Annotated in this window: 10 protein-coding genes; 6 read left to right on the top strand and 4 right to left on the bottom strand. The window is 67.4% G+C overall.

What is annotated here, in order from left to right; all coding sequences use genetic code 11:
* Positions 1–265: 265 nt before the first annotated feature.
* The 4 genes from ACYQ5L_RS23065 (at position 266) to ACYQ5L_RS23050 (ending at position 5,661) form a co-directional block, all read left to right on the top strand.
* Positions 266–1,777 carry a sugar transferase gene (locus ACYQ5L_RS23065; protein ID WP_459960080.1) on the top strand — a complete coding sequence of 504 codons (1,512 nt, stop codon included), beginning with the start codon at positions 266–268 and terminating at the stop codon, positions 1,775–1,777.
* Between the two features lie 156 nt (positions 1,778–1,933).
* Entirely contained in the window at positions 1,934–3,169 is a 1,236-nt protein-coding gene (locus ACYQ5L_RS23060) for a cytochrome P450 (RefSeq protein WP_459960079.1), read from the top strand.
* A 12-nt stretch (positions 3,170–3,181) separates the two neighbouring features.
* Positions 3,182–3,910, top strand: coding sequence for a TetR/AcrR family transcriptional regulator (locus ACYQ5L_RS23055; protein ID WP_459960077.1), 729 nt, complete (start codon positions 3,182–3,184; stop codon positions 3,908–3,910).
* A 107-nt stretch (positions 3,911–4,017) separates the two neighbouring features.
* Entirely contained in the window at positions 4,018–5,661 is a 1,644-nt protein-coding gene (locus ACYQ5L_RS23050; RefSeq protein WP_459960075.1) for an alpha-L-fucosidase, read from the top strand.
* Here ACYQ5L_RS23050 and ACYQ5L_RS23045 read toward each other — a convergent pair.
* Together ACYQ5L_RS23045 and ACYQ5L_RS23040 are read right to left on the bottom strand one after the other, a co-directional pair.
* Entirely contained in the window at positions 5,642–6,574 is a 933-nt protein-coding gene (locus ACYQ5L_RS23045) for a tellurite resistance/C4-dicarboxylate transporter family protein (protein ID WP_459960073.1), read from the bottom strand. The two genes, ACYQ5L_RS23050 and ACYQ5L_RS23045, sit on opposite strands and share 20 nt — an antisense overlap.
* Positions 6,575–6,645: 71 nt before the next feature.
* Positions 6,646–8,850, bottom strand: a complete 2,205-nt coding sequence (locus ACYQ5L_RS23040) for an MMPL family transporter (RefSeq protein WP_459963510.1) — start codon at positions 8,848–8,850, stop codon at positions 6,646–6,648.
* A gap of 91 nt (positions 8,851–8,941) precedes the next feature.
* On the opposite strand from ACYQ5L_RS23040, the gene ACYQ5L_RS23035 reads away from it, so the two are divergent.
* Positions 8,942–9,337: a nuclear transport factor 2 family protein gene (locus ACYQ5L_RS23035; protein ID WP_459960071.1), complete on the top strand. Its 396-nt coding sequence runs from the start codon at positions 8,942–8,944 to the stop codon at positions 9,335–9,337.
* On the opposite strand, the gene ACYQ5L_RS23030 is transcribed toward ACYQ5L_RS23035, so the two are convergent.
* Positions 9,314–10,732, bottom strand: a complete 1,419-nt coding sequence (locus ACYQ5L_RS23030) for a threonine/serine exporter family protein (RefSeq protein WP_459963509.1) — start codon at positions 10,730–10,732, stop codon at positions 9,314–9,316. The genes ACYQ5L_RS23035 and ACYQ5L_RS23030 overlap by 24 nt on opposite strands.
* Before the next feature lie 111 nt (positions 10,733–10,843).
* Here ACYQ5L_RS23030 and ACYQ5L_RS23025 point away from each other — a divergent pair, with 111 nt between their 5' ends.
* Positions 10,844–12,751, top strand: a complete 1,908-nt coding sequence (locus ACYQ5L_RS23025) for an acyl-CoA dehydrogenase family protein (RefSeq protein ID WP_459960070.1) — start codon at positions 10,844–10,846, stop codon at positions 12,749–12,751.
* 21 nt (positions 12,752–12,772) lie between these two features.
* Here ACYQ5L_RS23025 and ACYQ5L_RS23020 read toward each other — a convergent pair whose 3' ends face one another.
* Positions 12,773–14,551 (bottom strand): arabinofuranosyltransferase AftB family protein, encoded by a 1,779-nt coding sequence (locus ACYQ5L_RS23020; protein WP_459960068.1) that lies wholly within the window; start codon positions 14,549–14,551, stop codon positions 12,773–12,775.
* Positions 14,552–14,649: the final 98 nt, after the last annotated feature.

The raw sequence follows: 14,649 nt of genomic DNA, 5'->3' as shown, positions 1-14,649 counted from the left end.
CGAATAGGGGAAATAGGGGGCTGGAAACGGGAAACCGGTCGCTATGCTGCCCGCGACTTCCCGGGAAACATTGGGGCTACGCGGGTTTCGCCCTCTGTGACGATCCGGGTGTGTAACATTCGACCCCTGGCTACCGAAGTGATCGGTGGCCCCATCGGTTGTCATGAGTCTGAAAGCCCTTGGGGAACCGGCGTCAGCCCGTTCTGTGGAACTGATCAGTGGGGATCGGGACCGAGTTCTCCCGTGGGGGAGGTGCGTTCGTTTCATGAGTTACGACATTTCTGCCGGCCGCACTGTGCGTGCGAGTCGGCTGCCGCGGCCGGAACCGCGTTCGGACCGCGAACGCTGGCAAGGAGATTACGCGCGCCGATTAGCTGTCAGCGATTTGCTGGTCGTGTGCTTGGCTGTCGGCGCGGCGCAAATAATCCGTTTCGGCGGCCCGGCCGCGCCACCGCTGGCCTCGACCTTCCCGGTCGAGGTCGGCTACACCGCGGTATCCATGGTGCTGGCGCTGGCCTGGTGCTGCACGCTCTCGGCCACCGGTACCCGGTCGCTGCGGGTAATCGGCAGCGGCACAGAGGAATACCGGCGAGTAGTGTCCGCCTCGCTGCGGCTGTTCGGCGGCGTCGCCATTGTCTCGCTGCTGCTCCGGGTGGATATCGCGCGCGGCTACCTGGCCATCGCGCTCCCGCTGGGCATGATCGGCCTGATGATCGAGCGCCGCATCTGGCGCAGCCGGGTGGCCAAGCGCCGAGCCCGCGGCGAATACCGCACGGCCATGCTGGTGGTCGGCAGTCCCGATGCCGCGCGCGCCATGGTGGCGGCCTTCTCCCGCGATGCCGAATCCGGGTTCCAGGTGGTCGGCGTGTGCACGCGCGATGCCGAGGGCGATCTTGCCGAGAGTTCGCTGGAGGTGGGCGGACGGGAGATACCCATTGTGGGAAGCGACCGTTCGGTTATCGACGCGGTGCGGCGCACGGGGGCGGACACCGTCGCGGTCACCGCCACCGACAATCTCGGCCCGGCCGACTTCCGGCACATGGCATGGGAATTGGACCCCCTCGGCGTGGAGCTCATCGTCGCGCCCGGCCTGGTCGATATCTCCGGCACCCGGCTCACCCACCGCATCGTCGCGGATATGCCGATGCTGCACGTGGAGAAGCCGCAATACGACCGCGCCAAGTCGATTCGTAAAGAGGTCTTCGACTTCTGCTTCGCCCTGCTGGCGGTGCTGGCAACCGCCCCGACACTGCTGGCCATCGCCATCGCGGTCAAGCTCGACAGCCGCGGGCCGGTCTTCTACCGCTCCGAGCGGATCGGCCGCGACGGCCAGCCGTTCCGGATGTTCAAGTTCCGCAGCATGTATGCCGACGCCGATACCCACATCAACGCGCTCATCGCCGGCAATGGCGGCAACCCGGTGTTCTTCAAGCTCCGCGAGGATCCGCGGGTGACGCCGGTCGGCAGGGTCATTCGCAAGTACTCCCTCGACGAGCTACCCCAGTTCTTCAATGTGCTGCGCGGCGAGATGAGCGTCGTCGGACCGCGGCCGCAGGTGCAGCGCGAGGTGGATTCCTATGACGGGGTCATGCGCAGGCGGCTGCTGGTGAAGCCGGGCGTAACGGGTCTGTGGCAGGTGAGCGGGCGCTCGGACCTGACGCCGGACGATGCCATGCGCCTGGATCTGTCGTATGTGGAGAACTGGTCGATGGTGCTCGATCTCTTGCTGATCGCGAAGACGATCGGCGCGGTCACCCGGGGTGATGGCGCCTACTAGCTTCCCGCTCATCCTCATTCGAGCCCCCGCCGCGTACCACGGCGGGGGCTCCTCGTACCCTTTGACGCGTCAAGTGAACGGGATTTACTAATACCTGTTCACAAAAGGTGTGTGGTGTGGTTCACTCCTCTGGAACGTGTTCCAAAGGAGGTACCCGTGTCCGCGCCGTCCATCCCGTCGGGCTTCGACTTCACCGATCCTGATCTGCTTTCCGAACGTCTTCCCGTCGAAGAATTCGCCGAACTCCGCCGCACGTCCCCGGTCCACTGGGTTCCCCAGCAGGACAGCGGCTTCACCGATGACGGCTACTGGGCCGTCACCCAGCTCGAGGACATCAAGGAGATCTCCAAGACCCCCGAGGTCTACTCCTCGGAGGAGAACACCGCCGTCATCCGCTTCTACGGCGACATCCTGCGCGAAGAGATCGAGGTGCAGCGCTTCCTGCTGCTGAACCAGGATCCGCCGCGGCACACCAAGCTGCGCCGCATCATCTCCAAGGGCTTCACCCCGCGCGCGGTGGAGAGCCTGCGCAATGCCCTGCGCGACCGCGCCGAGCGAATCGTGCACGAGGCCAAGAAGACCGGCAGCGGCGACTTCGTCGAGCAGGTCGCCTGTGAGCTGCCGCTGCAGGCCATCGCCGAGCTCATCGGCATCCCGCAGGAGGATCGCGGCAAGATCTTCCAGTGGACCAATGAGATGATCTCCTACAACGACCCGTCCTTCGAGGGTGACCACAAGGTCGCCACCGCCGAGGTCATGGGCTACTCCTGGAATCTGGCCGAGGAGAAGCGCAAGTGCCCGGTCGATCTGGGTGGCGCCGAGGACATCATGTCCACGCTGCTGAACGCCGACGTCGACGGCGAGGGCCTGGCCTCGGACGAATTCGCCTGGTTCGTCATCCTGCTGGCGGTGGCCGGCAACGAGACCACCCGCAATGCGATCACACACGGCATGAAGGCGTTCGTGGACTTCCCCGAGCAGTGGGAGCTCTACCGGGAGCAGCGCCCGCGCACCGCGCCGGACGAAATCGTGCGCTGGGCAACGCCTGTCGTCGCCTTCCAGCGGACCGTCATGCAGGACACCGTGCTCGGCGGGCAGCAGCTGCGCAAGGGTCAGCGGGTCGGCATGTTCTACAGCGCGGCCAATTTCGACGAGCGCCACTTCGAAAACCCGTACCAGTTCGATGTCCTGCGCAATCCGAACCCGCATGTGGGCTTCGGCGGCACCGGAACGCATTACTGTGTGGGGGCCAACCTCGCCCGCCTGGAGATCGACCTCATGTTCAATGCCATCGCCGATGTGATGCCGAACCTGCGCCAGGTCTCCGAGCCGGTCCGCCTGCGCTCGGGCTGGCTCAATGGCATCAAGAGCTGGCAAGTGGCTTACGAGTAAACGGAAGTACGAATGACACAGACCAAGCGACGCGGCCGGATGCCCGCGGTGAGCGATGCGGACATCCGGCGCGTCGCGCGGTCACTCCTGGTGGAGCAGGGCCTGGACGCGATCACCCTGCGCGCCATCGCGCGCGAGCTGGGCATCACCGCCCCGGCGCTGTACCGCTATTACGAATCGCGGGAAGCCCTGGTGGCGGCGGTGCGCAGCGATGTGTGCCTGGACCTGGCCCGCGATATGGCGGCCGCGCTCGACGGCGTGCCCGATGATGCGGGCGTGCGCTTCTTCGCCATCTGCCGCGGCTTCCGCGAATGGGCGCTGACCCACGCCCGCGAATTCACCCTGGTCTTCGCCTCGCCCGCCTCCGCCGGAATCGACAGCGCCATGCGGCAATTCGGCGAGCCGGTGGGCCGGCTGTTCCTGGAAGCGGCCGGCCGTCTGCTCAACGAGTACGAGATCGTCACCCCGCCGACCGAACTCATCCCCGCCGAACTCCGCGACGACCTGATCCGCTTCCAGACCGACCTACTGCGCGTCCTCGCCGACTCCGGCCAGAAATTCCCCGCCGAGAAACTCGACCTCGGCGTCAGCTACGTGATGATCCAGTTCTGGGCCCGCCTGTACGGCCACGTGACCCTGGAAGTATTCGGCAATTACCCGATTCACGTCTCGCACCCGGACGTCCTGTTCGACGCCACCCTCGCCGATATCGGCCGCAGCATAGGGCTGACCGGCCGCTGAGGCACCGTTTCTCCGCCGATCGGTACCAGCGGTGATACTCAGGATTGACGCGCCGTGCGTCCTGAGGGTGATTACAGCCGGCTATCGCCGGACCTACCGTATTTCGCGTGAACGATGCGTATCCGGTGGTCGAGGACCCGGCGCCCGCCGAGCGGCCGAGCCCATCATGGCCGCGCCGGATCGGCCGGATGCTGCTGCGGACGGCCCTCGCCCTGACGGTCCTGGCCGTGGTCGTCGCGGCGGCGCTGGGCGTCGGGTCGTGGTGGTGGGCGCGTTCCGATGACGGGAAGGCGGCCATGACGACAACCGGTCCGTACCGGGCTGCACTGGAATCGCTGCGAAAACACCCGCTGCCCACCTGGTTTCAGGACGCGAAGTTCGGCATCATGCTGCACTGGGGTCCGTATTCGGTCCCCGGTTTCGCCCCGAAGGGCCGCACCTTCAATGAAACCCTCGTCCGGGACTACGATCACGCACTCACCCGCAGCCCCTACGCCGAGGACTACGCGAACCAGATCAAGGACCCGGACTCGCCCACCGCCGCCTTCCACCGCGCCACCTACGGCGACGCCACCTACGCCGACCTGGCCGCGCGGTTCGAAACCGGTCTGGCGGAATGGGATCCGGACGCCTGGGCCGAGAAGTTCCGGTCCATCGGGGCCTCCTATGTGGTTCTCACCGCCAAATACGCCGACGGATACTCCTTGTGGCCCAGCGCGGTTCGCAACCCCCACGCACCGGACTTCCACTCGAATCGCGACGTGGTCGGCGAACTCGCCCGCGCCGTGCGGGCGCGCGGCCTGAAATTCGGCCTCTACTACTCCGGCGGTGTCGACTGGACCTTCCAGCCGCACGTGGTCGAAACCCTCGGCGACTACGCCTACCTGCCCTACGGCTCCGACTACCGCGACTACGCCGAGGCCCAGGTCCGGGAACTCATCGACCGCTACCGCCCCGATCTCCTCTGGAACGACATCAGCTGGCCCACCGGCCAACAGCGTCTCAACGCCCTGCTGGCCGACTACTACAACACCGTCCCCGACGGCGTCGTCAACGATCGCTGGCGCACCGCCAACTTCCTCCAGCAGGTCATGGGCCTGCGGCCCCTGCGCTGGTGCTTCGACCAACTCATGAAGCGCGCCCTCGAAGCAGACCCTCGGGTGGCCGACCGGGCCGGCACCCCGCCCCCGGTGCCGCACAGCGACTTCCGCACTCCCGAGTACACCGGCTTCGACACGATCCAGGACACCTACTGGCAGCAGGACCGCGGCATAGGCGGCTCCTTCGGTTTCAATCGTCAGGAAACCGATGCCGACTACGCCACCTCAGACACGCTGTTGACCAGTCTGCTCCAGGCGGCCGCGAACAATGGCACGTTCCTGCTCAACGCAGGGCCCAGCGGGGGAGCGGGCGAGATCGTTCCTGCCCAGCTCAGCAGGCTGGACGCCCTCGGCGCCTGGATGGCTGTCAACCGCGAGGCGGTCGACGGCACCCGCCCCTGGCGCATCTCCTCGGCCGCCACGACCGGCGGCGGGAAGGTCGTCTTCACCCGGCGCGGCTCCGACGTCTACGTGACCGTGCTCGACCGCCCCACCGGCCCGATCACGATCAAAGACGTTGTCCTGCAAGGCAACGCACAGCTTTTGGGCTCACGCGAGCCCGTCGGCCTGCAACAGCAGGGTGGTGACACCGTGCTGACCGCGGCCTTCTCCGGCGGCTTCGCGCCGGTGATCAAGATTTCCGGGAGCTGAGCGACTCGGCGAGCAGTGCCGCGAGGGTGATCAGCCAGGCGGCGACCGCGACGGCCAGCAGGAGGGCGCCGAGGGTGTGCAGGGCGGGGACATGGAGGGCTGTTCCGGTCGAATAGGTCGCCACGGAGGTCATTCCGAGCGGGAAGACGGTGGCCCACCAGCGGATGTCGTAGGCGGTGCGGGGCCGGATGGCGGCGGCTACCGCCAGGATCGCGTAGCCGATCAGATTGAGGCTCAGCAGGATCAGAGTGGTGATGCGAAGAGTCTGGTGGGGGAGGCCGGTCCAGTGCTGCCAGGTGATCAGTTTCGATCCGGCCAGGGTCGAGATGGCCAGCGCACCGGTGGCTACCCATTGGTCGCCCGCGCCGTTCCAGATCTGGGAGACGTCGAAGCGCTCGAAGGCGGCGAGGTAGAGAGCCAGGCCGGCCAGGAAGAACGGCAGCGCCAGCGGCATCAGCCAGTCGGCGACGCCCGCCAGTGCGAGGGTGCCCGAGAGGACGGCGATGCCCTGGGTGGACACGCAGACCAGGAAGACCGCACCGGGCATGTGGCGGTTCCAGTGGCGTATCACGGCCGAGAGGAGCACCGGCCAGAGTGCGGCGGCGATGATCAGCAGGGCGATCGCCGGCCATTGCCAGCCGAGCAGGGACACTCGGGTGCCCAGTACGGTGGTGGCCACGATCGCGGTCAGGGCGGGCGGGGTGGCGGATTCGCCCTCCCACCGCGTGCGGTCCCATTCCAGGCGGGCCACGAAATCGATGGCCAGCAGGACCCAGACGGCGGCGGCCGGCACCAGCCAGATGCGCGAGGTCACCTCGAAACCGGTGAGATGCAGGCCGATCGAGATGATTCCCGTCGCCATGACGAACGCGCCCGTCGCCGGGGGGAGGTCCCGCCACCACCGCTGTGCCATGAGGTCATCTCAGCTCAGGCGGCCGTGGCGATCAAGCAAACGCGCAGCAATCAATTCGGGAGGGTCGGAATTCAGTGCCGGGCGGGCGCCGTCGCGGTGAGGCGGTCGGCATCGTGTTCGTCGTCGAGCACCGGTTCGCTCAGGCCGACCCGTTGCTGAATGCGTTTCATCCAGACCGGGGCCCACCAGACGCGGTCGCCGAGCAGTTTCATGACGGCCGGGACCAGCAGCATGCGCAGGATGGTGGCGTCGATGAACAGGGCCGCGATCATGCCGTAGGCGATGTACTGCATCATCACCAGATCGGAGAAGGCGAAGGCGCCGGTGACCACGAGCAGGATCAGGGCCGCGGCGGTGATGATGCGGCCGGTGTGGGCGGTGCCGGTGCGGATCGCTTCCTCGGTGGTCGCGCCGCGAGAGCGGGCTTCGACCATGCGGGACAGCAGGAATACCTCGTAGTCGGTCGACAGGCCGTAGATGATCGCGATGATCAGCACGAGCACATTGGACTGGATGGGCTGCGGCGTGAAGTTCAGGATGGTCGCGCCGTGGCCGTCGATGAAGATCCAGGTGAGGATGCCCAGGGTGGAACCCAGGCCCAGGGCGCTCATCAGGGCCGCCTTGATCGGCAGGATGACCGAGCCGAAGGTCAGGAACATGAGCAGGCCGGTCAGCAACAGGACCAGGGCGATCATCATGGGCACCCGGGTGAGCAGGGCTTCGATGCTGTCGTGCTGAATGGCGGGGACGCCGCCGACCAGCAGGGTCATGCCGTCGGGGACGTCGATGGAACGCAGGTAGTCGATGGTGGCGTCGGCCTTGCCGGAGTCGGCGAGAAAAGCCTTGGCGCGGTAGATCTCCGGCTGGATGGCCGAGCGCATGGGCAGATCGAACTTGCCCGCCAAACCCGGTGCCCTATTGGCGAGATCCCAGGCCGGACCGACAGCGCTCGGATTGCCGGATACCAGGATCAGTTCCACCGGATCGGATTTGCGCAGCGGAAAGTGAATGTCGATCTGCTGCTGCGCCAATCGGGCCGGATTGTCCGGCGGCAGATACTTCTCGCTGAACCCGCCGAAGGCAATGCCGCGCATGGGCAGAATCAGCAGGAACAGCCCGAGCACGATGGGCACGGCGATCTTCAGCGGATGCCGCATAACCCAATCGGTGGTGCGGCCCCAGAAGCCGTTCTCGATCTCCTCCGTCGCCGGGGTGCGGCGGAATCGCTGGAAGCCCAGGGCATCCACGCGCGGGCCGAGCACCGCCAGGGCGGCGGGCAGGATGGTGACCGCGGTCAGCGCGGCGAGGGTCACCGTCGCGATGGCGCCGTAACCCATGGACTTCAGGAAGCCCTGCGGGAACAGCAGCATGCCGCCGAGGCTGACCACGATCATGGTGGCGGAGAACACAACCGTGCGCCCCGCGGTCATCACCGCGCGCCGCACCGCCGCATCGGTGTCGTAGCCGTCGGCGAGCTCCTCGCGGAACCGGCTCACGATGAACAACCCGTAGTCGATGGCCAGGCCGACGCCGATCATCGAAACCACGGGGCCGACAAAGGAGTTCACGTCGGTGACATTGGTGACCAGGCGCATGATCCCGTTCGCGCCCGCGACGGTGAGCAATCCGAGGATCAATGGCAGCGCGGCGGCGACCACCCCGCCGAAGATGAAGAACAGCAGGACCGCCACCACCGGCAGCGCGAGCAGTTCCATCCGGTGCACATCGGCCGCGGCGGTGTCGTTCAGCGCGCCCGCCAGGCCCTGCAATCCGCCGACCTGCACCTTGACGCCGGGAATATCGAAGGCGTCCTTGACCTTCCGATAGTTGTGCATCATGGCCGTGTCGTCGTCACCGCGCAGCGCGATGGTGGCGATGGCGTGCTGCCGGTCCTTCGTGGCCAGCGCCGGGCCGCTGGCCCTGCCGGTCTCGGTCGGCCAGTACGCGCCATTGATGCCCGAGATCTCGCCCGGATACTCCTGCGGCAGGCTGTTCAGATTGGCGACCACGGCGCGGCCGAGATCCGGGTCGTCGACGGTCTTGCCCTCGGGCGCGGTGTAGAGCACCACCACATCCACATCGTGACTGCGCCCGAACGCCGCATCGGCCAGCCGCGAGGCCACCGCCGACTCCGAGCCAGGATCGTCCAGCCCGCCGGAGCTGAGCTCGGCCTCGAGCCCGGAACCGTAAGCGCCCAAAGCCAAGAGACCGGCGGCGACGATCCCGATGACCCCGAATCGCCAGCGGCACGCGAAATCACCCCAGCGGGCGAACAGGTCCATATCGCACGGTAGCAAGCAAGATCGGACTCGGCACCCGTTCCCATTCGTCCAAGGCGCCCGCGCGGGCGAGCAGTAGCGTACGCGCATGACCGAGATGCCCGCACCCGACGCCGCCGGGAAGGAGATCCTGGCGGCCCACGAGAACTGGCTGGCGGCCATCGTCGCCAATGACGCGGCGCGCATTGCCGAATTCGTCACCGACGACTGGATCATGGTGTCCGAGCGCGGTATCGCACCCGGGCGGGAGTTCCTGGCGCTGGTGGCCGCGGGCGACCTGACGCACTCCGCGATGGAACGCGTGGGCGAACCGCGCGTCCGCGTCTACGGCGACTGCGCGGTGCTCACCGCGCGCATCGTGAATACCGCTCACTACCAAGGCGATCGGGTCGACGCCGACGAATGGACCAGCGACGTCTACCTGCACCGCGACGGCCGCTGGCTGTGCGCGCTGACCCAGCTAACGAATGTCGCCCCAGCCTGAGAACTTGTTGCGGATGCCGAAGCGTTCCATGATCGCCGGGCGGCGCAGGTCACGGGCGATCCATTCACCCAGCGTCACACCGGCGGCCAGCGCGCAGCCCACCGCGCCGGCGCTGAAGAGCTGATTGAATCCGATCAGCGTCTCGCTGTTGAGCAGCGCGTACAGGCCGCGATAGACCTTCAGGCCCGGCAGCAGCGGCGTGATACCGGCGACCGCGACCACCAGCGGCGGGGTCAGGGCGCGGCGGGCCAGCAGACCACCGGCCAGGCCGACCACCACGGCGGCGACGCCCGAGGACACCACCGGGCCGAACCCCACGTGCTGAACCATCAGATAGACGGCGATGGCCGCCGTGCCGCTGAAGGCCGCCGCGGCCAGGGCGCGGCGCTCGGCATAACAGGCCAGCGCGAACGCCAGCGAGGTGATCGCGCCCGCCAGCAGCTTGAGCGGCAGATTCTCCAGATCGCGCGACGGCGTCATATTGACCGTCGGCACCGTGAAATTGAGCTGCTCGGAAATGCGCAGCGTCAGGATGATGCCGGCGATGATGCCGGTGGTCATCATGACGACCTCGAGAATGCGGGCCGACGCGGTGATGGGCGCGCCGGTAATGGCGTCCTCCACCGCGCCGACCAGTTGTAAACCGGCCAGCAACACCGCGATTCCGGCCGCGATGATCAGTGCCGGATCCAATTTCAACTGCGAGGCGAAGGTGGAGATGAGCACCGCGGGTACGGCCGCGATGGCGCCGCCCACCATGTGCTGGAAGAAGAAGGGCAGACCGCGCCGATTGAGCCGCCGGTTGGCGCGGTCGATGGCGGTGGTGGTGGCGAAACTGATCAGGGCGATGAGCAGACCGCCATTGAGCAGCAGCGCCACCGCCGCCGCCATGAGCGCCCAGCCGAAGGTGGACCACCAGCGGTGGTACGGATGCGGCGCCGAGGTGATCTCGTCGAGCGCGGCCAGCGCCACCTCCGGCGGCAGCAGTTCGCGGCGGATGCGGCGGGTCAGGCGGTCCACGGCCGCGAGCCGGGTGAAATCGAGCGAACGGTAGTGGACCACGCTCATGGTGCTCGCCGGCGGCAGGTTCGGGCCGCGATCGACCGAGATGCGGATGGAGTTGTAGGTGACGTCGATGGCGATATTGGTCAGGCCGTAGGTGGAGGCGATGAACTCGATCTGGGCGGAGGTGTCGGTGACCGCGGTGCCGGCATCCAGCACGACCTCGCCGACCCGCTCGGCCAGATCCAATACCTGGGTGACCTTGGCGTCGTCGGTGAGATCGATCGGCTGCAGCGGCGCGGGCGCCTCGACCACGGTGTCGACGGTGGCGCGGCGCTCGGCCACCAGCCGATCGGTGACGCCGTTCAGCAGCCGCCGCCACCGTTCGCGCAGCCCGGCCGGGGGCCCTTCGAGTTCGGTCGCGAGATCGTTGCTCACAGGGAAAACGTACACGGGTGCCCGAGATCACCCGGTTGTCCAGATCGAGGGCACTAGGGTTTGAGTATGGCGAGCGACGGCGATCGGACAGCGGACCACCTACGCGCGGCCCTCGACGGCTCCTGGCGAGAAGTACGGGAGAAGGCGCGCGAACACCTCGACGATGAACGCCTCTACGGCGACCCCTACCTCGACTATCGGGCGGCGCGCGCCCGGGTGCTCGAGCAGATGCGGCTGGTGTCCTCCTTCGGCTGGGCCGAGAAGGGCTTCCGCCGTGAGAACGGCGGCTCCAGCGATCCCGGCGCGGCCGTCACCGCCCTGGAGATGCTCGCCTACACCGATCTGTCGCTGTGGGTGAAATGCGGTGTGCAGTGGGGGCTTTTCGGCGGCGCGGTGGAGAATCTCGGCACCGAGCGCCATCGCCCGTTCGTCGAACAGCTGCTGTCGCTGGAGCTGCTCGGCTGTTTCGCCATGACCGAGACCGGCCACGGCAGCGATGTGGCCAATCTGGAGACCACCGCCACCTACGACCCGGCGACCCAGGAGTTCGTGGTGCACAGCCCGACTCCGTCGGCGCGCAAGGACTACATCGGCGGCGCGGCCGAACACGCCCGCATGGCAGCGGTTTTCGCGCAGCTGATCACCGGCGGGGAAGGCCGGGGCGTGCACTGCTTCGTAGTGCCCATCCGCGATGCGGACGGCAACGACCTGCCCGGCGTCACCACCTCCGACTGCGGTCTCAAGGGCGGCCTGCCCGGCGTCGACAATGGCCGGATCATGTTCGACCAGGTGCGAATTCCGCGCGAGAACCTGCTCAACCGGTACGCCGACGTGGCTCCGGACGGCGCCTACAGCTCCGAGATCGAGAATCCCAGCCGCCGCTTCTTCACCACCCTCGGCACCCTGGTCCGCGGCCGGGTCAGCGTCGGGGGAGCGGCGGCCGCCGCGGCCCGCCTCGGCCTGAGCATCGCCGTCCGCTACGCCGAAAAGCGCCGCCAATTCGCCGATCCCGATACCGGCGAGGAAACCGTGCTGCTCGACTACCGCAGCCACCAGCGCCGCCTGCTGCCCCTCATCGCCCGCTCCTACGCCCTGGCCTTCGCCCAGAACGACCTGGTCCGCCGCATGCACCTGGTGCAAACCGGCCAGGACCTGGACCCGAACGCCCAGCGCGCCTTGGAAAAACGCGCCGCCGGCCTCAAAGTGGCGCAAACACGCCACGCCACCGATGCCCTCCAGGAATGCCGCGAAGCCTGCGGCGGCGCCGGCTACCTCACCGAAAACCGTTTGGTCACACTGAAAGCCGACACCGACGTCTTCACCACCTTCGAAGGCGACAATGTCGTCCTGACCCAGCTCGTGGCCAAGGAACTGCTGACCGCCTACGCCGACGAAGTCCGCGACCTGGACGCCCTGGGCTGGGTCCGCTTCGCGTCCACCATGACCCGCGACGTGGTCCGCGACCGCACCGGCGTGCGCCAGCTCATCCAACGCCTGCGCGACCGCTCCGATCAGGGCGTCGACGACGGCGACCTGGCCCGCCGCGAAGTCCAGCTCCAGCTCTTCGCCGACCGCGAGGACTACCTCACCCGCACCGCCGCCCACCGCCTGCGCGCCCGCGCCAAGGAAACCGGCCCCTTCGAAGCCTTCAACAACGCCCAGGACCACATCCTCACCGCCGGCGCCGCCCACATCGACCGCCTGGTCCTGGAAGCCTTCATCGAAGGCATCGCCGGCATCGACGACCCCGAAGCCCGCAAACTCGCCGAAGCCGTCTGCGACCTGTACGTCTACGCCACCATCGAAGAAAACCAAGCCTGGTACATCATGCACCGCTTCATGTCGGTGGAACGCGCCAAAGCAGTCCGCCGCGGCATGAACGAACTGGTCGACCGCCTCCGCCCCCGGGCCCTGACCCTCATCGAAGCCCTGGGCGTCCCCGAACCCATGCTCCGCGCCGCCATGCTCAACTGAAATATCAGTGACCGGGGGAAGTTATCGGCAGAACTGGGCTTTCGCGGCGAAGGGGTCGCGGGGGACGCGGAGGGTTGTGCGGGACAGGGAGCCGGTGAGGTTGGACCAGAAGCGGCTCAGGGTCATCGGCTGGTGCACCGAGTCCATGAGTTCGGCCAGGGCGCCGCAGGAGAGGGCTTCGCGGGCGGCGAATACCTGGGCTTTGGTGACGTCTTCGGTGTCGCGCAGTTGGGGGATGATGGCGGGGTCGGCGTATTGGGCGAGGACCCATGCTGGGGGAAGCCATTTTTCGTGGCCGGGGCGGCCGGGGTGCTCGAGTTGGAGGTGGGCGGCCAGGGGGGAGGCGAGGCCGTTGACGTCGATGACGGTGCCCTGGAGTGGCATGATCGCGGCGGCTATGCCCATGTTGTTGTAGAAGTAGCCGCTGCGGTCGGGGATTGTGGGGGACATCGGGATTGTCCATAGGAGGCCGTCGGCGGTTATGCGGGTGCGCATTATCAGGGTTCGGTCGGGACGGTTGGTGAAGGTGGCGAGTGTCGCCACCAATGTGGAGTCTTGTCGACGGGATTCGGCGGTGGGGTTCGGGTCGTTGTAGGCCACCGTTTCGTAGGTGCGTTCATCGGTGATGCCTGTGGGGCCGAATTGTTTTCCGTGGTAGGGCGGTTCGAGCAGCAGGCCGGCGAGCAGTGCCCACGCGGCGAGCAATGCCACACCGATCGACTCCGGGCGGCGGGTGCGGTCGACCGGAGCCATCAGGACGGGCAACAGCAGCGTGAACAGCACGGGAATCCACAGTCTGGCGTGCATGTAGTCGCCGCCGACCCGTACGAGGTAGAGGGCGAGGGAGGCGCCGAGGAGCAGTGGGGCCGCCATCAGCACCGCGCTGCGGCGATCGACCACGGTGCGGTCGAGCATCCGGGTGCTCATGACGGCGATCACCAGCAGCGGGATCCACAGCAGGTAGGCGCCCATGAAATCGTTGAGGTACGAAACGCCTTGTGTCCATCGTGAGTTGCCGGCTTCCTTGGCCAAAGCCGGTAGCGGCACCAGGATTCCGTAATAACCGGCCCGGAAGATCTCGTAGCCGACCGGGAGCAGCAGGCCGGCGGCGCAATACTGTATGCCGCGTCGCCGACCCGGCCGTAGGAGCACCAGCGCCGTCGCGCCGAATACCAGGGCGGCGAGCACGAAATCGGGGCGAATCAACGGACCCAGCCCGATCGCCACCATGGTCCCGAAAATGTGCCTCCGGCTGGACTTTTCGGTGATCGACACCAGCGACCACCACACGGACCCGAGCCAGCACAGGCTCAACCCGGTTTCCAATCCGGAGGTCGCGTAGTCCCAGAACCCGCCGACCGCGAGCGGCACCAGCGCGCCCACCGGCAGGAGCATCCCCCGCTCGCCGCGCTGCCGATGCAGCGCCACGCACCCGGCCAGACCCGCCGCCAGGCCCGCCATTGCGAGCAGTAGGCCGAATCCGACCGCCGCGGCGTCGATCTCGCCCGGCCAGACGGACGACACCCCGGCGAGCAGCCATACCCACAAGGGGCTGGTGCCCGCCTCGGCGCGCTCGAACGGGTTGTAGTCGGGTCCCGCGCCCGCCAGGATCTGCCGCACCACGCGGACCACGATCATGCCGTCATCGCTGATCCATCGCCGCTGAAAGGCCAGTACGCCGAACAGCAGCACCGACAGCAGACCCGTGTACAGCGTGACGCGACCCGCCCGCGCCCCGACCGGGTTGTCCCGCACCACCCGTCGCGGTGCGGCCGACGGCTTCACGCGATCGATCGTCACAGCGCTGGTATCGGTCGATCGGTTCATCGTTCCCCGATTGTCCGGTGGCACAACCCCGCCGGAAAGACCCGAAAACCTGGACGCCCCATCGGTACCCG

The organism is Nocardia sp. IFM 10818 (assembly GCF_054655275.1).
The sequence above is the reverse complement of the archived record's forward strand: the minus strand, read 5'-3'. Positions and strand labels throughout refer to the sequence as shown.